Genomic DNA, 21,721 nt, shown 5'->3' with positions numbered 1-21,721 from the left:
TTCAATTAATGTTCAGCCAAGGCGCAGAAGGCGCCGTCAGGTAGCTGGCTACCAATCATGGCGTCAGTCACCCGCCGGATATCGTCATCGTTAAAGAAGGCGCTGACATACACTGCCGGAACAGCGCCGGCGGGGAGGTGAATGGTGGTAATCACCAAATCCACCGTTTCTCGCTGGCAAAAGTCAGCCTGATTACTGGCCGAGACGACGCCAACAATTTCCCAATCCGGAAAGGCGCGCAGGATGCGGCTCTTAAGCAAATGCGAGGTGCCAACGCCGCTGGAGCACACCACCAGAATGCGTTTGTGAGCGATTTGTCGCTCCAGCGCGGCCTGGAAATGCACGCACAGATAACCTATTTCGTCATCCGCCACCGATGAAAGTCCCTGGCTGCGAGCAGTTAATTGCATCGCCTGTTTAGTCAAAGAAAATATCTCTTTCATCTCCTGCTGAATATCTTCCAGCAGCGGATTGCGAATATGAATATGGTATTTGAGTCGATTTAATAATGGTTTTATATGTACCAGCAATCCTTCAAATAATAATCGGTCCTGCACTAAATCCTGCTGAATAAAGGATGAGAAACGATCAATTAATTCACAGGTTATATTTACGGATTCAGCAGTGGAAAATTGATTATGCAGCGGTGCATTATCACCGCGCTCTTCCACCACAATGCCCGATGAGACGATATATTGATAAATAAAGCCCACCTCATCGGCCGGCAGCGCGCAGCACATACGCTGCTCAATCTGGGTCACCATCTGCCTGGCGATGGTGAGAATACGTTGATCGAGATCCTGCGCGCTGGTCAGGGTTTCCAGCGCCAGCGCGTTTCCTTGCGCCATGCGATGCATCATGATCAGGATATGGGTGCAGAGATTGAGGTACCACGCATCGCCCAGCGGATAACTCAATTGCTGCTCCATGTGCTGCAGCAGTGCCTGCACAAAAGCCACATCCTCATCGCCAAAATAGTGCACCAGCGCTTGCTGGCTGCCGGGGTCGAGCCGCGGTAGCAGCGGCGTGCCGGCGACGTTTTGCTGCATCACATCGTTAATCAGCGACACCATCGCCTGGCGCAGCGCCTGCTCATTGCCTTCAATGTGTGTGCCGCCGGGGCCGCGCTGCAGCTGCAAACCTAACGGCTGCAACCACTCCTCAATCACCTTCAGATCATTGACGATGGAGGCCTGGCTAATGAAGTAGCGCTCCGAAAGCTTGCTGATCGAGGTGGCGCGCGGTGCGTCGCTCAACAGCTGCGAGGCGATTTTCACCCGGCGGCTATTGTGGCCCAGCGCATCCGGGCTGCTTTCATCGCCGTTAAGCTGCTGCTCCAGCAGCAAGCGCTGCTGAATATCATCCACTCGCAAACGTACGCCGCGTCCCGGCGTTTTTTCCAGCTGCAGCGACCAGTTGCTGAGCCAGCTCTCAAGCCACTGCAAATCGCGCTGAATGGTTTTCTCAGACACGCCAAGCTGTGACGCTAACTCTTTACTGGGCTGCGGTGCGGCATGATGCAGCAGCAATTTCACTAATCGGTGTTGTCGCGAAGTCAGTATTTGCATGCGGTCACCCTTATTTCGGCAAAACGTTAATGGCGAATTGATGTTTATATTTATTCCATGCCAGAAATCAGAAGCGCAAAAATGTGGGTCTTGTGGAGTATGAATTTAGGAGAGTCATCAGCAAGCAACAATACTAAATGTTGTCCGCGCGCGCGGACATTATTAATAGGGTGTTGTCGGTGTAGCGTTAATTGCGAAGCTGCTCACATATTATTCGCCTTATTCAGTGTGATATAGCTCCCATTCCTTTTTAAATTTCCAACCAATATCACGTTATTTAATATGAGACGAATCTGTTCGCTGCACTGGCTTCTTTGTGACTAAACCGCACGAATAAGGTAATATCCTCGCCAAATGAGCGCCGGATGTCCCGCCGTTGCGGGCCACGAAGTGAGGATGCGAGCTTAATGAGCGAATTGACGCAGGATGGTGCAGAGCGTCTTGCCCTGCACAAGTTTACGGAAAACGCGTACCTGAACTACTCCATGTACGTGATCATGGATCGTGCGCTGCCGTATATCGGCGACGGTCTAAAACCAGTGCAGCGCCGCATTGTGTACGCCATGTCGGAATTGGGCCTCAATTCCACTGCCAAATTCAAGAAATCGGCGCGTACCGTGGGTGACGTGCTGGGTAAATACCATCCGCACGGCGACAGCGCCTGTTATGAAGCGATGGTGTTGATGGCGCAGCCGTTCTCCTATCGCTATCCGCTGGTGGATGGCCAGGGAAACTGGGGTGCGCCGGACGATCCGAAATCCTTCGCTGCGATGCGTTATACCGAATCGCGCCTGTCTAAATACGCTGAAATCCTGCTGGGTGAGTTGGGGCAGGGCACGTCCGATTACATCCCGAACTTTGACGGTACCCTGCAGGAGCCGAAAATGTTGCCGGCGCGCCTGCCGAACATTCTGCTGAACGGCACCACCGGCATTGCCGTGGGGATGGCGACCGACATTCCGCCGCATAACCTGCGTGAAGTGGCTGAAGCCGCGGTTAAACTGATCGACAATCCCAAAACCACGTTGAATGAACTGTTGGATGTTGTGCAGGGGCCGGATTATCCGACCGAAGCCGAAATCATCACGCCACGCAGCGAAATCCGTAAGATCTATCAAAGCGGTCGCGGTTCCATCCGCCAGCGCGCGGTGTGGAAAAAGGAAGATGGCGATGTGGTGATCACCGCGCTGCCGCATCAGGTTTCGGGTGCGCGCGTGCTGGAGCAAATTGCCAACCAGATGCGCAACAAAAAGTTGCCGATGGTGGAAGATCTGCGTGATGAATCCAACCACGAAAACCCGACGCGTCTGGTGATTGTGCCGCGCTCTAATCGCGTGGACGTGGAGCAGGTGATGAACCATCTGTTTGCCACCACCGATCTGGAAAAAAGCTATCGCGTTAACCTGAACATGATCGGTCTGGATAACCGTCCGGCGGTGAAAAACCTGCTGGAAATCCTCACTGAGTGGTTGGTTTATCGTCGCGCAACCGTGACGCGCCGCCTCAACTATCGTTTGGATCGCGTATTGCGTCGCCTGCATATCCTTGAAGGTATGCTGGTAGCGTTCCTCAATATTGATGAAGTCATCCATATTATCCGCAGTGAAGATGAGCCGAAGCCGGTGCTGATGTCGCGCTTTGACATCAGCGACACCCAGGCCGAAGCGATTCTCGAATTGAAACTGCGTCATCTCGCCAAGCTGGAAGAGATGAAGATTCGCGGTGAACAGGCGGAGCTGGAAAAAGAGCGCGACCAGCTGCAGGCGATTCTGGCGTCAGAGCGCAAGATGAGCAACCTGCTGAAGAAAGAGCTGCTGGCTGATAGCCAAACTTACGGCGACGATCGCCGTTCGCCGCTGCGCGAGCGTGAAGAAGCGAAAGCGCTGAGCGAAACCGAGCTGGTCAGCGCCGAGCCGGTCACCATCGTGCTGTCGCAGATGGGCTGGGTGCGTAGCGCCAAAGGTCACGATATCGATCCTGCCGGTTTGAGCTACAAAGCGGGTGACAGCTATCTGGCTGCCGCGCGGGGTAAGAGCAATCAGCCGGTGGCCTTTATTGACTCAACCGGGCGCAGCTACACGCTGGATCCCACTTCGCTGCCGTCAGCGCGCGGGCAGGGCGAACCGCTCACCGGCAAACTAACGCTACCGCCGGGCGCGGTGATGGAGCAGGTGCTGATGGAGCCTGACGATCAGAAACTGCTGATGGCGTCGGATGCCGGTTACGGTTTCATCTGTACCTTTGCCGATCTGGTGTCGCGCAATCGTGCCGGTAAAGCGTTGCTGACGCTGCCGGAAAACGCCAAAGTGATGACGCCAATGGCGGTGCATTCGGGTGATGATATGCTGCTGGCGATCACGCAGGCCGGACGCATGCTGATGTTCCCGGTGGGCGATCTGCCGCAGATGTCGAAAGGCAAGGGCAACAAAATCATCTCAATCCCTTCGGCGGATGCTGCAGCGGGCACCGACAAACTACAATGGTTGCTGATTCTGCCGCCAGGCGCGTCGATCACCGTGTACGTTGGCAAGCGTAAGCTGATTATGCGTGATGAAGATCTGCAGAAAGTCCGCGCCGATCGCGGTCGTCGCGGCAGCGTAGCGCGTGGCCTGCAACGCATTGATAGCGTAGAAGTGAATGCACCAGCGCGTCCAAAAGCTGACGCGAGTGAAGAGTAACGCTGTAATTCAGGCGATGGAATGCCCAATTTGAGGAATCTATGTTACTAATTTTACGAGCAATTATTGTTATTGTTTATTCAATTGTGGTCAGTATTATCGGCATTATCTGGTGTCTTTTTTCACCGCGTAATCCGCGTCACGTGGCGACGTTCGGCCATATGCTGGGTCGGCTGTCGACGGTGTTTGGTCTCAAAGTAGAACTGCGCAAGCCGCCGGAAGCCGCGCATTATGGCAACGCGATCTATATCGCCAACCACCAGAACAACTACGACATGATCACCGCTGCCAAGATTGTGCAGCCCACCACGGTGACCGTCGGTAAGAAAAGCCTGCTGTGGATTCCATTTTTTGGCCAGCTCTATTGGCTGACCGGTAACCTGTTGATTGACCGTGATAACCGCTCGAAAGCGCACGGCACCATTGGTGAGCTGGTGGATCAATTCAACAAAAAGCGCATCTCGTTCTGGATGTTCCCGGAAGGGACGCGCAGCCGCGGTCGCGGTCTGCTGCCGTTCAAAACCGGCGCGTTCCATGCGGCGGTGGCGGCCGGTGTGCCGATCATTCCTATCGTGGTTTCCAACACCCACGATAAGATCAAGCTGAACCGCTGGAACAACGGTTTAGTGATTGTCGAGATGTTGCCACCGGTCGATACGTCGCAGTTTGCCACCACGTCGGTACGCAAGCTCGCCACGCACTGCCGTGAATTAATGTCGACTAAACTGGAAGAATTGAACGCCGAAGTCGCCGAGCGTGAAAAAAGCGGTAAACTCTGACCAGCAAAAAGGGGCAGATAATCATCTGCCCCGTTCTCAAGCCACACAGCAACGAATAATCAATTAAAACAACATGGACACGGCGTCTCTACGCCACGCTCAAAAGGTCTGAAGTTTTATGTCTTGCAGCAGACGTCAGTTTATTCAACTTTCTGCCGGTGTCGCGCTGGCTTCCAGTGCCATGCCTTACGCCGCCCGCGCCGCCGCGCCATTGGGCGATACGCCACTTCCTATTCCGCCGCTGATTGAATCACGTCGCGGACAACCGCTATTTTTAACGCTGCAGCGCAGCCATTGGTCGTTCAGCGGCAACAGCAATAAAGTGCCGGTGTGGGGTCTTAACGGTATGTATCTCGGCCCAACGGTGCGCGTTTACAGCGGCGACGATGTGAAGCTGATTTACAGCAACCGCCTTAACGAACCGGTATCAATGACCGTTAGCGGTTTGCAGGTGCCGGGCGCGTTGATGGGCGGTGCGCCGCGCATGATGTCGGCGGGTGCCGATTGGGCACCGGTATTGCCGATTCGCCAGGGCGCGGGCACTTTGTGGTATCACGCCAACACGCCAAACCGCATGGCGCCGCACGTCTATAACGGCCTGGCCGGCATGTGGTTGGTTGAAGATGATGTCAGCAAATCGCTGCCGCTGCCGAAACATTACGGCGTCGATGATTTTCCGTTGATCATTCAGGATAAGCGGCTCGATAACTTCGCCACGCCGGTTTACAACCCACCCTCCAGCGGCGGTTTTGTTGGCGATGTGCTGTTGGTGAACGGCGTGCAAAATCCGTATGTCGAAGTCTCACGCGGCTGGGTACGTTTGCGTTTACTGAATGCTTCCAACGCGCGCCGCTTCGATCTCAGCTTCTCCGACAATCGTCCCTTCACGGTGATTGCCAGCGATCAGGGTTTCCTGCCTGCGCCAGTCGCGGTACAGCTGCTGACGCTGGCGCCGGGTGAACGTCGCGAAATACTGGTGGATATGTCGCAGGGCGATGAAGTATCGATTACCGCCGGAACGGCGGCGGGCTTGATGGATCGCCTGCGCGGTCTGTTTGAGCCGTCCTCAATTCTGACCAACACGCTGGTGCTGAGCTTGCGTCCAACCGGTTTGTTGCCGCTGGTGACGGATAACCTGCCGATGCGTTTATTGGCGGATCAGATTCTTGATGGCGTAGCGGTGCGCACGCGTGAGTTCCGCATTGGTGATAGCGAGCCGGGCATTAATGGCGTGCTATGGGACATGAACCGCATTGACACCACCGTGCAACAAGGCACCTTTGAACGCTGGATCATCCACGCCGATCGCCCGCAGTCGCTGCATATTCAGGGCGTGATGTTCCTGATTAAGAACGTGAATGGCGCGCAGCCGATGGGCGAAGATCGCGGCTGGAAAGATACCGTGTGGGTTGATGGTAGCGTAGAGCTGCTGGTGAGTTTCCCGCAGAGTTCGTCAGAGCATTTCCCGTTTGTCTATTACAGCCAAACGTTAGAGATGGCGGATCGCGGTACGGCGGGGCAGTTATTAGTGAATCCAGCGTTGTAATGCCCTCACCCCAGCCCTCTCCCGCAAGCGGGCGAGGGAGCAGAACGAGCAGATTTGGCACCTAACAATTCCCTCTCCCGCAAGCGGGCGAGGGAGCAGAACGAGCAGATTTGGCACCTAACAATTCCCTCTCCCGCAAGCGGGCGAGGGATCAGATCGAGCAGATTTGGCACCTAACAATTCCCTCTCCCACTTGTGGGAGAGGGTTAGGGTGAGGGGAAGACCGCACCAACCTAGCCGTTAAACGCTTCCGGATCCGGCCCCAGACGATTACCGCTATCCAGCTTACTGATTTCACTCACCTCAGTCTTATCTAACCTGAAATCAAACACCTGGAAATTCTCGCGAATACGCTCCGGCGTAATCGACTTCGGAATCACCACCAAACCGCTATCCAGATGCCAGCGAATAACGATTTGCGCCGGCGTCTTACCGTACTTCTTCGCCAGCTCGCGGATAATCTCCTGATCGAACACGCCTTTACCGCCTTGCGCCAGCGGGCTCCAGGATTCGGTTTGAATCTGGTGCAGCGCATTCCACGCATGTAGCGTGCGCTGCTGCAGCATCGGATGCAGTTCAATCTGGTTCACCACCGGCGACACTCCGGTTTCATCGATTAAACGTTTGAGATGCGCCTCATGGAAATTACATACGCCGATACTTTTGGTTAAGCCTTGCTGCTGCAGCTCAATCATCCCTTTCCAGGCGTCGACATAGGTATCTTTCTCCGGGCACGGCCAATGCATCAGATACAAATCGACCTGCTCTAGCTGCAACTTCTTCAGGCTGGTTTCCATCGCCTGCTGCCAGTTGGTTTGATCGTCATTCCACAGCTTGGTGGTGATAAAAATCTCTTCGCGCGGCACATCGGTCTCTTGCAGCGCTTGTCCAACCGCTTCCTCATTTTTGTAGATGGCGGCGGTATCGATTGAGCGATAGCCGACTTTCAACGCTTCCACAATGGCGTTACGCGCATCCTCAATGCTCGCTTGCCAGACGCCAAGGCCAAGCTGCGGCATCATGTTGCCGTCGCGCAATTTAATAATGGGTTGCTCTGCCATAATTGCTCCTTATGTGTTGCAGTGACTTACCGTAGAAAAGATGTGCTTAAGTCTAGTCAACAAACCTTGCCTGCGGATCATTGTGGCAAGCAGGCAGCAATTTTGCCCGGTTGGTTTCTGCAAATATCTTGCCTGATTCTCCAGTTTGATGGAGTTTTGAGCAGCGTTGCGGCAAACTGCGTTTTTTGCTGCTTGAGAGAGAACCATGTCAAACGACGCCCTTTGTCGCCAGCTGGCGCAGCGCGTGGTTGCATTGATGAGCGACCTGCGTAAGCCGCTGTGCGCAGTAGAAAACGTCAAACTCATTTATGCCTGTGAAACCCTGCCGCGCACGCCGATGATGTACCAGCCAGGCATTGTGATTCTGTTTCAGGGACGCAAAACCGGCTACCTCGGCAGCACCGTTTTTCATTACGATGCCACGAAATATCTGATGCTTACCGTGCCGCTGCCGGTGGAGTGTGAAACCGAGGCCACGCTGGAAGAGCCGCTGGCGGGCATGTGTTTAAGCGTGGATATCGCCAGCCTGCAGGATTTATTGCTGGATATTGGCGACGACGATCAGTTCCAGCCGCAGGCGCACACTTCCGGCATCCATTCTGCGTTCATGAGTGACGAGATGCTGTGCGCGGCCGAGCGTTTGCTGGAAGTGATGAACCATCCGCGTGACGCGCGCGTGTTAGGCCCGCAGCTGGTGCGTGAAATCATCTATTACGTGTTGATCGGTCCGATTGGCGGCGCGCTACTGTCGCTGGTCAATCGCCAGACGCAGTTCAGCCAGATTGCGCGTGCGCTGCGCCGCATCGAAAACAACTTCGCCGAAAGCCTCAGCGTGGACATGCTGGCAGCCGAAGTGAACATGAGCATTTCGGCGTTTCATCATAACTTCAAGGCGGTAACGCAAACCTCGCCGTTGCAATACCTCAAGCGCTATCGCCTGCATCAGGCGCGTTTGATGATGTTGCAGGATGGTATGAAAGCCAGCGCGGCGGCGGTGCGCGTGGGTTATGAAAGTCCTTCGCAGTTTTCGCGCGAGTTCAAGCGCTATTTCGGCGTAACGCCGGGAGAGGAGGCGAGCCGCGTGCGTCAAACCGTGCCAGCATTACCGTTTGACGCCGCGTCGTAATCAGACTTTCTGGCGGCGTTTTTTCCAAACCACCACAATGCTGCCGGCCAGGCCGATAAACAGCAGCGCGATCGGCAGAATCATCAGGATCGCCATCACCTGATCTTCATGACGTTTAATGAAGGGAACGTGGCTGATGCCGTAACCCAGCGTCACCACAATGCCGACCCACAATAAGCCGCTCAACCAGTTAAACAGCTGAAAGCGGCCGTTTTTCAAACCGGAAATGCCGGCCATGGTCGGCAGCAGCGTGCGCACAAAGGCGAGGAAACGGCCAACCAGCAGCGCCATCAGGCCATGACGATCAAACATATTCCACGCGCGCTGGTGATATTGCGCCGGTAAATGCAGTAACCAGCTTTTCACCAGTTTGGTATTGCCCAGCCAGCGGCCTTGCAGATAACTCAACCAGCAGCCGAGGCTGGCCGCCGTGGTCAGAATCACAATGGTCGGCACGAAATCCATTACGCCTTTGGCGACCATTGCGCCAGCCAGTAACAGCAGGCTGTCGCCCGGCAGAAATGAGGCGGGCAGCAAACCGTTTTCCAGAAACAGCGTCAAAAACATCACGCCATAGACAATCCACACCACATCCGGATTACCCAACGCGGCAAAATCCTGATGCCAAAGCGCCTGGACAATCTCATGTAAAACACCCATCAGCTATTCCATCGAGTCACAAGGATTGTAATTTTAACCTTCTGTGGCATCGCATACGTTGATCTCTCATCGCCGCCACAGCCTGGTTTATGTTCTGTTTAGTTTTTTAAGCGCGCAAAACCGGCTTTAAGATCGTCCAGCAAGTCGTCGACATGTTCGAGGCCGATATGTAAACGCACCAGGGTGCCGGTAAAATCCACGCCGCCGGCTGGGCGAATGGCCGCCAGCTCTTCCGGCTGGTTGGCCAGAATGAGCGATTCATAGCCGCCCCACGAATAGGCCATGCTGAAATGGTGGAAGTGATCGAGGTAATTCGCCAGCTGCTCGCTGCTCAATCTTTCATGCAGGATGAAAGAGAACAATCCGCTGCTGCCGGTAAAATCACGCTGCCAGAATTCGTGGCCTTTACACTGCGCCAATGCCGGATGATTCACGCGTGCCACCTCCGGCTGCGCGGCCAGCCATTCGGCGACTTGCAATCCGCTCGCTTCATGCTGACGCAAGCGCGTACCCAGCGTGCGTATACCGCGGCTCGCCATATAAGCGGTATCGGCATCGACCATTTGGCCCATCAGATACGAATTCTCACGCAGCTGCGGCCAGCAGCGCTCATTCGCTACGGCGGTGCCAATCATCGCATCGCTGTGACCAATAATGTATTTGGTGCCGGCCTGAATCGAGATATCGATGCCGTGCTCCAGCGCGTTAAACAACACGCCCGCCGCCCAGGTATTATCGATCATGATGATGGCGTCGGGCGCTTTCGCCCGCACCGCCGCCACGATGGCGGGGATGTCCTGCACTTCCATGGTGATGGAGGCCGGGGATTCGAGGAACACCACGCGCGTATTGGGCTGAACCAGTTCGCCGATTTCGCTGCCAATGCAGTGATCGAAATAGGTGGTAGTGACATTCAGCTTGCTGAGAATTTTAGAGCAGAAGTCCTGCGTCGGTTCGTAAACCGCGCCGCTCACCAGAATATGGTCACCGGCTTCGACAAAGGACAAAATCGCGTTGGATACCGCAGCAGCACCGCAGGGATAGAGCGCGCAACCCGCGCCGCCTTCCAGTTCGGTCATCGCATCTTGCAGCGAGAAATGGGTAAGGGTGCCGCGACGGCCATAAAACAGCTCGCCTTTAGCGCGCCCGGCGGTGGCGCGTTTTTTGTCGGCGACCGTGTCAAAAACCAGTGACGATGCGCGTTGAATTACGCTGTTAACTGAGCCTTGGGTGTAACGTTTGCTGCGTCCCGCGCTGACCAGCGTGGTGTCTATTTTTTTCGTTGCCATCACTGCCTTTCCTGACATTTCCCACAAAACATTCACGTTACCACGAATCGCTATGGCGGGTTGAGCCTGAATGCCGATTATCAGAGTGAGGCCAGTATTGCGCATAACATCGGCTAAATTGTGGAAATGACAGGCATCTTTCCTTTGTAAATAGTAATGAGAACCACTATCACTTCGGTGGTGTTTTTTGCTATGATCCGCGCTTCAATCGTGAACTGTGCAACAGAAGTTGGAGATGCAGCGTGGTAGCCAGTGATTTGATGCAAACGGATCTCTCCGTTTGGGGCATGTATCAGCATGCCGATATCGTGGTAAAGATTGTGATGATTGGCCTGTTACTGGCTTCCGTCGTCACCTGGGCGATTTTCTTCGGTAAGTTTGCTGAGCTGAGCGGGGCGAAACGTCGCCTGAAGCGCGAGCAGCAGGCGCTGGGCGAAGCCCGATCGTTAAACGATGCTTACCGTGCTGCTGAAAACTTCAAAGGCAACAGCCACAGCGCTGTGCTGCTCAACGATGCGCACAATGAACTGGAGCTGTCAGCCGGCACTGAAGATCTGGACGGCATTAAAGAGCGCACCAGCTTCCGTCTCGATCGCCGCGTTGCCGCCTTCAGCCGTCATGCCGGTCGCGGTAATGGCTTCCTGGCCACCATTGGTTCCGTTGCGCCATTTATCGGCCTGTTCGGTACCGTTTGGGGCATCATGAACAGCTTCATCGGTATCGCGAAAACACAAACCACCAATCTTGCTGTAGTAGCACCCGGCATCGCTGAAGCGCTGCTGGCAACGGCCATTGGTCTGGTTGCGGCGATTCCTGCGGTGGTTATCTATAACGTCTTCGCGCGCATGATCGCCAGCTACAAAGCGTCGCTGGGCGACGTCGCCGCGCAGGTCATGTTACTGCAGAGCCGCGATCTTGACCTCGGCAACGTTGATACGGCGAAAGAAGCCAACCGTCCAGCGGCGGCACAGAAACTGCGCGTAGGATAAGTATTATGGCGATGCGTTTAAACGATGACTCGGTAGGCGATGGCGAAATGCACGAAATCAACGTGACGCCGTTTATCGACGTCATGCTGGTTCTGCTGATCATCTTTATGGTCGCCGCACCGTTAGCCACGGTCGATGTGCGCGTTAACCTGCCAGCTTCGACCAGCGCGCCACAGCCGCGTCCGGAAAAACCGGTTTATCTGTCGATTAAAGAAGATAAGCAGATCTACATCGGTAACGATGCGGTGACCAAAGAGACGCTGGTGAATGCGTTGACCGCGCAGACCGAAGGCAAGAAAGACACCACCATCTTCTTCCAGGCGGATAAATCAGTCGATTACGCCACCCTGATGGAAGTGATGGATCAGCTGCGTGAAGCCGGTTACCTGAAGATTGGTTTGATGGGCATGGAAACGGTGAAGAAGTAATTCCGTTTGGTACGCTGATGTCTTGAATAGAAGGGTCGCTCTCACAGCGACCCTTTTTTATGGCTGCCTTACTGAGAAGCAGTGTTAGGCGGCGTAAGAGCCAGCGCCATCCTGCAGCAGCAGTTCGCTGTTGTCATGGCTATAAACGTGGTATTGCGCAGCAGTATTGGCCGTAGCAGTTTCTTGCATCCAGTCGCTGGCCTCTGTTCCCTGCGGCAGAATATCTTCCAACTGTAACGCCACGGCAGTGGTGTCCTGAAGCTCAAGCTGCGAGCTGTCAATAAACAGACCTTCGCCTTCCTCGACCAGCAACTGCTGCAGCGTTAGGTTGCTGTTCTCTTCTGGCTCGACACTGCTGATCTGCGCCTCCTCAACAAGGTTGATGTGGAATTTATCGCTCCAGTTACTTTTCATCTCCCCGGTGGAGGCGCGAGCCTGGTATTCCCAGATGCCCGGTTGATCCAGCTGCGGCGAGGTAAAGCTCCATTTACCGTCTTCGCCCACGCGTGCAGTGCCGCTGCTGCGCAGACTTTCTCCCTGCAGACCAAACTCAATTTCAATGATCTGGCCAGGTGTACCCGTGCCTTGCAGCGTAGGTGTGTTGTCGTCAGTGGTGCCGTTGTGGAAAACAGGATCCTGCACCAGACCCACATCATCGTTGGCAAAATTGATGCTCGGTGCCAGCGGGGCTCCAGGGATCATGATCAGCTCGAAGTTATCGCTCCAGTCACTGGTTTGCCCTGCAGTCACGCCGCGCGCACGGAACGCCCACTCGCCATAATTGCTCAGCTCAGCGGACTTAACCTGCCAATTTCCCTGCTGATCAACCGTTGCACTGCCCGCACTTTGCCAGCTACCGTTACTCAGCTTGTACTCAATTTCAACCACGCTTCCCGGCGCGCCTTTGCCCTCTAGCGTCGGCGTTTTGTCATCGGTGGTGCCACGGTGATAAACCGCACCGGTCATCGCCCCGGCGTCATCGTGGGCAAATTCAATGGTTGGCTCGATGTCCTTTAGCGCTTTCATATTGAGCGCAAAATCGGGACGATAATCGGCGATGCTATTCACATAGGTTGCATGGAAGGTGTAAAGGCCGTCGCCACTGATCATTGAGCGCGACTGAATGGACCAGTCACCATTAGCATCTGCCAGCACGCTGCCTTTATAGCCGATGCCGCCGTGGCTATTCTGCGCATACAGATAAACCATGCTATTTGGCTCAGCCCGACCGACAATAACTGGCGCGAAGTCATCGGTGCTCGCGCCAGAGTTCAGTTTGCCCTGTACGGTACCCACGTCATCCATGGCATAGCTGATGGTAGCGGGAATTCCCGGTGAATCATCGACTTGTAATACGTAGCGATCTGAAGATTCACTGACGCGATCAAACTCGTCAGTCGCGGTCACTTTCAGCTGATGCTCGCCGTTGCCAAGCTGTGCCTTGATCGTCCATTCACCATTCTGTAGCGCTACGGTGCTGCCTACCCATTGTTCAACGTCATAAAGTTGCACAATGCTACCGGGTTGGGCATAGCCTTTTAGCGTAGGGGTTGTGTCATCAGTGATCTGACCATTGCCAATTCCGCCGGTAACCTTGCCGACATCATCTATCGCTGAAGTAATCGCGGGTTTAGCGGGGGCTGAAAGGTCGACCTCAAGTGAGAACTGGTGCGGTTCTCCATGATTATCAGCCAGATCAAAACCGCGCATGGTGACGTTATGGCTGCCTTCATTGAAAAACAGCGGCGGCTGAAATGACCAATTACCATCCTCGCCGACTGTGGTGCTGAAGATACGTTCATTAATGATGAATTCAATCACGGTACCGGCTTCATCGGGCAAATTACCTTGCCAGAATTGATAAGGCGTACCGACGCGAATTGATTTACCACCTGAGATAGGATCAAAGCTGAGAGGTGTTGGCATGAGTGTTCTCCACCGGAATTAGCCACGGCCCAATTGCCGTTAAGCGGGCCAAGAATAAAAGCGCGGGTAACGAATATCCTACGGGACTTGTCTCGGAATCGAGCAGAATCTTATTTATGGGGCTAATTAATTTCACATTAAAAACAATAGGTCATTTCGCCACGTATTTTCAGTTAGCTTATGATTAATAATGAAATTTATAAATTAAAAAGGCGATAGCTCTTTTAGGGTTGAATTCGCCAATCAATAATAATTTTAATATTATTCCTATTGCTAATGAAATCTTATTGTTAATTTTTGGTTACCATTGATCATGTGTTTGTAAACTGCAATGGTGAAGAAGATCACGTTTATTCCTGGCTCAGCACGTTAAAACGGAAGAAAAACCAGGAAGGACAATATGAGCGCAAGTCACTCTTTACAAAAGTCGCCTCAGGGCGGTGCCAAAACTATCTTTAGCGTTACCAGCGGTAACTTCCTTGAGATGTACGATTTCATGGTGTTTGGCTATTACGCTACGGCGATCGCCAAAACCTTTTTCCCCGGTGATGATCCCTTTGCCTCTTTAATGCTCACGCTGATGACCTTCGGCGCGGGCTTTTTAATGCGTCCGCTAGGCGCGATTATCCTCGGGGCTTACATCGATCATCATGGTCGACGCAAAGGTTTGCTGCTGACGCTGGGCTTAATGGCCATCGGGACCTTGACCATCGCGCTGGTGCCGGGCTATGCCACATTGGGTGCCGCCGCACCGATTCTGATTTTGCTCGGCCGCTTGCTGCAGGGCTTCTCGGCGGGCGTTGAGTTAGGCGGTGTCTCAGTTTATCTGGCGGAAGTGGCGCCAAAGGGGCGCAAGGGCTTTTATGTCAGTTGGCAATCAGGTAGCCAACAGGTAGCGGTGATCTTTGCGGCGCTGCTGGGCCTGGGTTTAAACCATCTGCTGGCGAAAGACGCGGTGACCGAATGGGGCTGGCGTATCCCGTTTGTTGTCGGCTGTATGATTGTGCCGTTCCTGTTTTACATCCGCCGTATGCTGGAGGAGACCGAAGCCTTCAGCCAGCGTAAGCATCATCCCTCAATGAGCCAGATTATGCGCTCAGTCGGTCAGAACTGGGGGCTGGTGTTGGCAGGCATGCTGATGGTGGTCACCACCACCGTGATGTTCTACATGATCACTGCCTTTACCCCGACGTTCGGTAAAACAGTCTTGATGATGAGCGATAAAGAGAGCTTCCTGGTGACGCTGTTTGTCGGCATCTCGAACCTGTTTTGGCTGCCGGTGATGGGCGCATTATCGGACCGCGTCGGGCGCCGTCCGCTGCTGATTATTTGCACCATCCTGATGATTCTCACCACCTGGCCGGTGCTGCATTGGCTGGTCGGATCGCCGACCTTTGCCCACCTGGTTGAAGCCGAGCTGTGGCTCTCATTCCTGTACGCCAGCTACAACGGGGCGATGGTGGTGTACCTGGCAGAGATTATGCCGGCAGAAGTGCGCGCCACCGGCTTCTCATTGGCCTATAGCCTGGCGACGGCGCTGTTCGGCGGTTTTACCCCTGCGGTGTCGAGTTATCTGATTCATGCGACTGGCGATAAAGCCATGCCGGGCATATGGCTGTCATTCGCGGCGGTGTGCGGGCTGGTGGGTACGCTGCTGATTGGCCGTAGGGTGAAGCAGTACCGCGATGAGCATCGTTCCCCTCACCCTAACCCTCTCCCGCAAACGGGAGAGGGAATAGTTAGGTAAACCCCTGCAAGCGAGAGAGGGGGGATAGTTAGGTAATAACCAAACCTACAAACCGCTCGATCGGCTCCTTCTCCCGCCAGCGGGAGAAGGCTGGGATGAGGGACAGCACGCACTATCCCAAACCCCAAACCCCAAACCCCAAAACCCAAAACCCAAAACCCAAAACCCAAAACCCAAAACCCAAAACCTAAAACGACACATCCACCACCACGCTATCGGTATAATTCCCCGCTGCCGGCGTATTCTGAGTCGTCAAAATCTGCGCGGTATAGGTAAAGTTGCGCGTCACGGTATCCGCATTCAACGAGGTCGACGTCGTGCTGCTCCAGCGATCGGTGCCGGTCGGCCCCCAGCGTGCAGTCGTCGTCGTACCTTTGTAGATGTCATACGCTAGCCGATTAGTCCCGCTCGCCATCTGCCGCGTGGTGCCGCTGTAGTAGCTGCCGTTGCTTAAGCCCACGGTGTAAGTGCTGCCCTTCGAACACACCACGTTAATCGTCTGCTGCACCGTTGAAAAACTGCCGACTAACGGCGCACTGCCAAAGCTGACGTTGGGCGCGGTGATAGTGGTGCAGTCATTGGTGACCACCAGGTTTACGGTAATTGGCATTGCCGTGCCGGCGCTGGTCTGCAGCGTCCCCACACAGGCTCCCAGCAGGTTCACGCCTGCGCAGACGTTATAACTCACCGTGAGTGTAATGGTGGTGGTGTAGGTGCCCGCCGCAATCACCTGGCCGGGCACGGTGCGGAAGTAGAGCGGAATATTAAAGTTGAGACTGTTCCCCAATGCCAGCAGCGATGATGAGTTCCAGCGATAGCTGCCGCCCTGTTGTAATTCGGTCGCACAGGCGCTGTCGATACACATCTGAATCGGAATGCTGTCGGTACCGCCGCTCGAGGTTTTCAGCGCCGCGCGCGTGCCACTGAGGTTGGTGGCGGTGGTGAAGGCATAAGTAATGAAATCCGTTCCCAACAGAGACAGGCCGCCGGTACCGCAGTTGACGTTGGTGGTGCTGGATGTGGGATTAACGGTTGAGCCAACTGAAAAGGTAGTGACAGAGCCGAAGGTGGCGGTCGGTGCGGATAATCCGCAGGCGGCATAGCCAACGCCAGGCAGTAACAACAGCGCCAGCAGAAGCAGAAGCGTTCTCATGGTGAAATTCCTGACTGTGAATTATCCGCGCTGCTCACCGCGGCACCCTGCGGTGGCGGTGGCAGCGCACAGGTAAGCGGCCCGTAGGTTTCCAGCGCTTTTGGCTGGCCGTCGGCAATCGCCAGCTGCGTATCACAGCTGCGCCCATCCGGCGTCACCACGTGAATCGGATTGTTCGCGCCGAGATCTTCCATCCACACAATGCCGTCCCAGCCAACGTATTCAGTGGCTTGATTCGGACGTAACACCTGGCTGGAGATCGGCAGCGGTTGATGATTGCTGTCATGCAGCACCACGCTGGCCGCGCGTAACCGCTCAACCGGGAAGTTAAGCAGATAGCCGCTTTTACGTTTCACGGCAAAGCGCTGTTCCACTTTTGGCGCAGTGCGATCGGCGGGGAGATCGAGCGTATCGATATCGTATTTGGCGCCGTAATAGCTGCTGATGGACGGCACCAGCAGATAGCCCTCGTTATCGGTGCGGCCCATAGTTTGGTTTTCATAGCGCACCGTCACGTCGGGATAATCGGTCTTCACCACCACAAAGGCGTCATTGATATCGTTGGCAGCGAACACGCGGTTATCCATTAACACCACCGAACCGGTGAAATCGGCCCACTGCGTGGTGTTGTCGTTATCACCGTAAAAGCCGGCCGAGGTATCGATTTTGTTATTGCGATAGCGCAGGCTGCCCTGGCGATAATCCCCGCTGTCGCTGCCTTGATTGGCCCACGCGGCATCGTAGGAGAAGCCGCCGTCGGTTGGCATCGCGCGTGACACATAAAGGCGTTGATTGTTGTTGCCCTGCTGGTCGCGCTCCATGCTGACCGAAGCGCTGCTCTGTTCGCCGAACGGAATCACCAGCGAAATCGCGCCACTCCAGTCGCCCTGATCCCGATCGCGACTGGCGGAGATGTACAGGCTGCTGTTACCCCACAGGTTTTTACTCCACGACAGGTTCATCAAACGCGTGCGATCGCCATTGCCGCCGGAGATATCGAAATAGGCCAGCCCGAGGCTGCCATAATCGCTGAGCGACACGCTGGCAGTGTATTGCGCGCTGCGGCGTGACAGCGAGTAGCTGGTATTGGCGCTGTCGCCACGGCTGCCAACCAGCGCGAGATTACCAAACTCGGCGCTACGAATGGTGTGCTGCGTGCCAAGGCTGAACCAGCTGTTGTTGTATTGATAACCCCAGCTGTATTGCGTGCCGGCACTGCCCGCCATCTGGCTCTGCGCCAACGCGCCGTTGACCACGCCCAGGCTGCCAAGCTTGACCAATCCCCCCGCGCCGCCCATAGCCACGTTGTCGCTGCCCTCCGCATGGCTCTCCAGCGTCAGCCAGTCGGTTAGGCCGTAACGGTAAGAACCGCTGGCGGCGGCGGCACCATAATCGAAATTCTTAATGCCGTAGTTTTCGCGTATCGCACCGGCAGAGAACGAGTAATCGGATAAGCCCTGTTTCAACAAACTGCTGGAGACGTAAAACGGTAGCGTGGTGGTGATTTGCCGTCCTACCGCATCGGTGGTGGTGATCACCGCATCGCCCGCACCGTTCACAAATGGCACGTTAGTGAGCGACCACGGACCGGGCTGAACATCCGCCTGCGCGCTGCGGTAGCCGTTGATAAACAGATCGACCGACGAAGGCACCGCCGCCTGGCCCGAAAAGGCCGGCAACGGATAGGTCACCAGATCCGGACGCACGCTGAAGTCGCGGCCAATCTGCACCCCGCCGAGGCGCACGCTGTTGCTCCAGCTCAGCGCATCGGTGACCAAATCCCCGGCGCGCCAGCTGATTGCCGCGTTCTCGTTTTCGTTGCTAAACCAGGTGTCGTAGCGAATGTAGCCTTCCTGCTGGCCGGAGACGCCGCCTTCCAGTTGCTGTACGTACACGCCGTTCGTTGAGAACTGCCCAGCCGGGCCGAAGAGACGCAGTTCGTTCCAGCTGGAGAGGCGCGAACCGGCGTTATCGGTGCGCGTAGCGTAGAAGTCATAGTTGAGCAGGGCGCCGTTGCTGGCGCGACCGGGAAAGCGCGGCGCGTTTAGCTGTTGGCCAATAGTCTGGCCCGGTAGCCAGGCGGGCGGCACCGTCAATAACAGGCGCTGACGGCGTTCGTCATACTCCACTTTCGCTCCGCTCAGGTTGCTGACGTCGATCTGCTGCCCTTGCAGTTTCCCGGCCGGAATACCGGCGCGCTCCAGATCGCCACGACGCACCCAGAACGCCCCATTTTTGCGCTCCACCGGGACGATGTCGCCACGTTCGCCCTGGTTCACCACCAGTTCCAGCATGTATTGCTGGCCGCTGGCGTTATTCTCCAGCGCAGGCGGCGGTGGCAGCTCGGAGAAGGTCTCCGCGCTGCTGGTAATTGGGCTGATACAGAGCACGCTGGCCACCGCCAGCGCGCAGGGATGCGGCGTTAACTTCATCAACGCGCGGCAGCGCTGCTCCAGTGGCCTTTATTCATATCTGCTGCCAGCTCACCGCTCACGCTGCTGGTTAACGGCCAGCGATTGCTGCTGTTCGCCAGCACGTAGCCGAACAAGCCATTGCCCATTTTGCGTCCGCCAATGGTGACGTTACTTAACCGCGCGTGACCGCTGCCGCGATTGGTCAGCTCCAGCCAGCGTTTGCCGCCGCTGTTCACTTCCTGCCAGCTCAGCTGCGGTTTTGCCGTATCGCGCGTGACGCCGTCGCCATACACGAATAACGGCACCGAATAGCGCATCTGGAAAGTCAGGCCCGCCTGGTTTTCGCCTGGCGTGCGTGGCGTGGGGATCTCATCCAGCACTACGCGATACGCCATTTCACGTCCGGCAGTCGGCGGGGTTTGTTTAATCAAACGCACCAGCTGGCGCTGTCCCGGCTCAAGGCGCACCATCGGCGGGCTCGCCGCCACCTGCTGCTGGGTTTGATACTGCTCCTGGCCGTTAATTTGCTGCCAGCTGAAGATGCGCACCTGCATCATGGTGGTGGCATTGCCACGATTCTCCAGCCACAGCTCGCTGGCTTTTTCGTCGGGATTGATGGCGGGATCGATGGGCCACACCATCAGCGAGTTGGCGGCGTGCACCGCGGGCGTGAGTATCACAAGCAGCAACAGCAATCGGGCGCGCAGGTTCATCTTCATATCATCCTTCTTATCACTGACGTCACCAACTGAGCGTGACGGTTAAGGTGTCGGTATAGGTCCCGGCGCGCGTCGGGCCGGGCAGCGTTAACAGGCCATAAATTGGCAAAGTAATGTTGTTGGCATTGCTGTAACTCAGCGCCACGGCGCTGTTTACCGGGATCGCCGTGGTATGCGCGGCATTGGTGTAGAGGCTATAGGCCACCGTATTGGTGTTACTGGTGTGTTTGAGGTTACGGCTAGAGGTGTAGTTGCTGCCGCCGTTAATGCTCATGCTGACGGCGGTGCCTGGCGTGCAGGCGAGCGTGATGGTGGTGCTTTGCACATAGCTAGCGCTGACGCTGCTGGAAGCCACGCCAGATTGGGTACCAAAATTGAGCGTGCCGAATACCCCGGTATTGGTTCCGGAGACGACACAGCCTGCCACTACTGATGCTGAGACCTGAAAGGTTGCTGTCGGCAACCCCCAGGCGGAGACACTCCCTATCAGCAGGGCGAGGCCGCCTGCACTGTGCATCAACCGCTGCACCACGGCCACCCTGATTATCCTTTCCCTCAGTAATTCACCGCCACGTTGATGGTATCGGTGTAGGTGCCTGCGGGAATCAACGGGTTAAAGCCGCCGCCCACCACGCGACCATAAATGGCGTAGTTGGTCCCGAGCGTCGGGTCCGTGGTGCCACTGGCAGCGATGTTGGTGTTATTAGCGATGGCGGTGGTAAACGCGGCGTCGCTATACAGCGTATAGGCAATGCCTTGAGTATTATCAGAACCAAGAGTCAGGTAACGCGGCTGGCCGCTCACCGTACCGTAAATGGTCGCCGGTGCGGTATTACTGCTGGTGACCTGCACGTTGAAGGTTTGTCCGGTGGTGCAGCGGACAAAGATGCCGTTACCCGAAGCACCCACTAAAGTGGCATTGAGGGTATCGAAGGTTGCTGCGCTGCTACCAAAGTTCAGGGTACCAAAGTTAACCCCTGTCGTTGCTGACTGACCGTTGACTAAACAACCGGTGGTCAGCGTCAAGGTGGCATTGATGGTTCCCGTTGTGGTGGCGGCAAAAACAGCAGTAGGAGCAAGTGCGGCGCTTAGGCTGGTAGCCACAAGAAAAAGCTTGAGTTTCATAATCATTCCTTACTGATTATCCAAGGTCAGTGCTTTTTCACCTGGTTATACATTTATGCAAATACATCCGAAATCAAACAAGAGCCGCATGCAGCCCGACAGCGTAAGCGCCCGCTATCTAAGAAAATTCTTAGATGGTGGATTAATGATTTATATCAGTTTTCTTTACTATAGATCAGCAAATCGGGCCTTGTGCGCCAATGTTCACTTTTTTCCCTAATCAATTGCCACTTTTCGCCGATAACGCAGTAAACACAAGGGGTGGCGAGTGGTTAAAAAAACTAAACAAGCGGTGATTCCCCCCTCTACCACGCGCTTCGGTTCGATGATATGTTCGTGCATTAATCAGATATTATTAATTTTTCTATTAAAGACTGACGATGAATATAAAAAAAAACCAGCCCCACCATTCCAGATTTGTCTGGAACGGCTTTTTGTTGAACTTCGCCACAGGCGGTCATTAAGCACGCTTGATCGGCGTTTTATCATCCTTATTGATATTTGACGACACCG

Annotated in this window: 17 protein-coding genes; 7 read left to right on the top strand and 10 right to left on the bottom strand. The window is 55.2% G+C overall.

Annotation, left to right across the window (positions count from 1 at the left end):
• Positions 1-5: 5 nt before the first annotated feature.
• A complete protein-coding gene (locus tag WFL93_RS20535; RefSeq protein WP_336778930.1) occupies positions 6-1,568 on the bottom strand; it encodes a BglG family transcription antiterminator in 1,563 nt (520 codons plus the stop codon).
• 407 nt (positions 1,569-1,975) lie between these two features.
• On the opposite strand from WFL93_RS20535, the gene parC reads away from it, so the two are divergent.
• From parC to ftsP, 3 genes are all read left to right on the top strand, one after another.
• Positions 1,976-4,246 (top strand): DNA topoisomerase IV subunit A, encoded by a 2,271-nt coding sequence (gene parC, locus WFL93_RS20530; RefSeq protein WP_049850630.1) that lies wholly within the window; start codon positions 1,976-1,978, stop codon positions 4,244-4,246.
• 41 nt (positions 4,247-4,287) lie between these two features.
• A complete protein-coding gene (locus tag WFL93_RS20525; RefSeq protein ID WP_009127726.1) occupies positions 4,288-5,025 on the top strand; it encodes a 1-acylglycerol-3-phosphate O-acyltransferase in 738 nt (245 codons plus the stop codon).
• Positions 5,026-5,143: 118 nt separating this feature from the next.
• Entirely contained in the window at positions 5,144-6,571 is a 1,428-nt protein-coding gene (ftsP, locus tag WFL93_RS20520; RefSeq protein WP_049850631.1) for a cell division protein FtsP, read from the top strand.
• Positions 6,572-6,804: 233 nt separating this feature from the next.
• Here the strand turns inward: ftsP and dkgA are convergent, their stop codons facing one another.
• Complete coding sequence (gene dkgA, locus WFL93_RS20515) at positions 6,805-7,632, bottom strand: 2,5-didehydrogluconate reductase DkgA (protein WP_336778929.1); 828 nt, start codon at positions 7,630-7,632, stop codon at positions 6,805-6,807.
• A 205-nt stretch (positions 7,633-7,837) separates the two neighbouring features.
• Between dkgA and WFL93_RS20510 the strand changes: the two genes are divergently transcribed.
• Positions 7,838-8,758, top strand: a complete 921-nt coding sequence (locus WFL93_RS20510; RefSeq protein ID WP_336778928.1) for an AraC family transcriptional regulator — start codon at positions 7,838-7,840, stop codon at positions 8,756-8,758.
• Here the strand turns inward: WFL93_RS20510 and WFL93_RS20505 are convergent, their stop codons facing one another.
• Positions 8,759-9,418, bottom strand: a complete 660-nt coding sequence (locus WFL93_RS20505; protein WP_336778927.1) for a DedA family protein — start codon at positions 9,416-9,418, stop codon at positions 8,759-8,761. It lies immediately after the preceding gene.
• A 98-nt stretch (positions 9,419-9,516) separates the two neighbouring features.
• Positions 9,517-10,707, bottom strand: a complete 1,191-nt coding sequence (gene metC, locus WFL93_RS20500) for a cystathionine beta-lyase (protein WP_336778926.1) — start codon at positions 10,705-10,707, stop codon at positions 9,517-9,519.
• A gap of 260 nt (positions 10,708-10,967) precedes the next feature.
• Between metC and exbB the strand changes: the two genes are divergently transcribed.
• Positions 10,968-11,696: a tol-pal system-associated acyl-CoA thioesterase gene (gene exbB / locus WFL93_RS20495; RefSeq protein WP_071531065.1), complete on the top strand. Its 729-nt coding sequence runs from the start codon at positions 10,968-10,970 to the stop codon at positions 11,694-11,696.
• Positions 11,697-11,701: 5 nt separating this feature from the next.
• On the top strand, positions 11,702-12,124 hold the full coding sequence (gene exbD / locus WFL93_RS20490; protein ID WP_336778925.1) for a TonB system transport protein ExbD: 423 nt from the start codon (positions 11,702-11,704) through the stop codon (positions 12,122-12,124).
• Between the two features lie 84 nt (positions 12,125-12,208).
• Here exbD and WFL93_RS20485 read toward each other — a convergent pair whose 3' ends face one another.
• A complete protein-coding gene (locus tag WFL93_RS20485) occupies positions 12,209-14,050 on the bottom strand; it encodes an Ig-like domain-containing protein (RefSeq protein WP_336778924.1) in 1,842 nt (613 codons plus the stop codon).
• Between the two features lie 400 nt (positions 14,051-14,450).
• On the opposite strand from WFL93_RS20485, the gene WFL93_RS20480 reads away from it, so the two are divergent.
• Complete coding sequence (locus WFL93_RS20480) at positions 14,451-15,797, top strand: MFS transporter (RefSeq protein WP_336778923.1); 1,347 nt, start codon at positions 14,451-14,453, stop codon at positions 15,795-15,797.
• A gap of 187 nt (positions 15,798-15,984) precedes the next feature.
• Here WFL93_RS20480 and WFL93_RS20475 read toward each other — a convergent pair whose 3' ends face one another.
• The 5 genes from WFL93_RS20475 to WFL93_RS20455 are packed head-to-tail and all read right to left on the bottom strand — an operon-like array spanning position 15,985 to position 21,208.
• The gene (locus WFL93_RS20475; protein WP_049850638.1) at positions 15,985-16,950 is read right to left on the bottom strand and encodes a Csu type fimbrial protein; all 966 of its coding nucleotides are present in this window, start codon (positions 16,948-16,950) and stop codon (positions 15,985-15,987) included.
• The gene (locus WFL93_RS20470) at positions 16,947-19,382 is read right to left on the bottom strand and encodes a fimbria/pilus outer membrane usher protein (protein WP_336778922.1); all 2,436 of its coding nucleotides are present in this window, start codon (positions 19,380-19,382) and stop codon (positions 16,947-16,949) included. Before WFL93_RS20470 ends, WFL93_RS20475 begins: the two co-directional genes overlap by 4 nt.
• The gene (locus WFL93_RS20465) at positions 19,382-20,077 is read right to left on the bottom strand and encodes a fimbrial biogenesis chaperone (RefSeq protein ID WP_336778957.1); all 696 of its coding nucleotides are present in this window, start codon (positions 20,075-20,077) and stop codon (positions 19,382-19,384) included. Before WFL93_RS20465 ends, WFL93_RS20470 begins: the two co-directional genes overlap by 1 nt.
• Positions 20,078-20,105: 28 nt before the next feature.
• Positions 20,106-20,600: a Csu type fimbrial protein gene (locus tag WFL93_RS20460; protein ID WP_200902246.1), complete on the bottom strand. Its 495-nt coding sequence runs from the start codon at positions 20,598-20,600 to the stop codon at positions 20,106-20,108.
• Positions 20,601-20,638: 38 nt separating this feature from the next.
• Complete coding sequence (locus WFL93_RS20455) at positions 20,639-21,208, bottom strand: spore coat protein U domain-containing protein (RefSeq protein WP_009128086.1); 570 nt, start codon at positions 21,206-21,208, stop codon at positions 20,639-20,641.
• Positions 21,209-21,721: the final 513 nt, after the last annotated feature.

The sequence above is a fragment of the Pantoea sp. USHLN256 genome (genome assembly GCF_037149875.1).
In the GTDB taxonomy this organism is placed as follows: Bacteria; Pseudomonadota; Gammaproteobacteria; order Enterobacterales; family Enterobacteriaceae; genus Pantoea; species Pantoea nemavictus.
The sequence above is the reverse complement of the archived record's forward strand: the minus strand, read 5'-3'. Positions and strand labels throughout refer to the sequence as shown.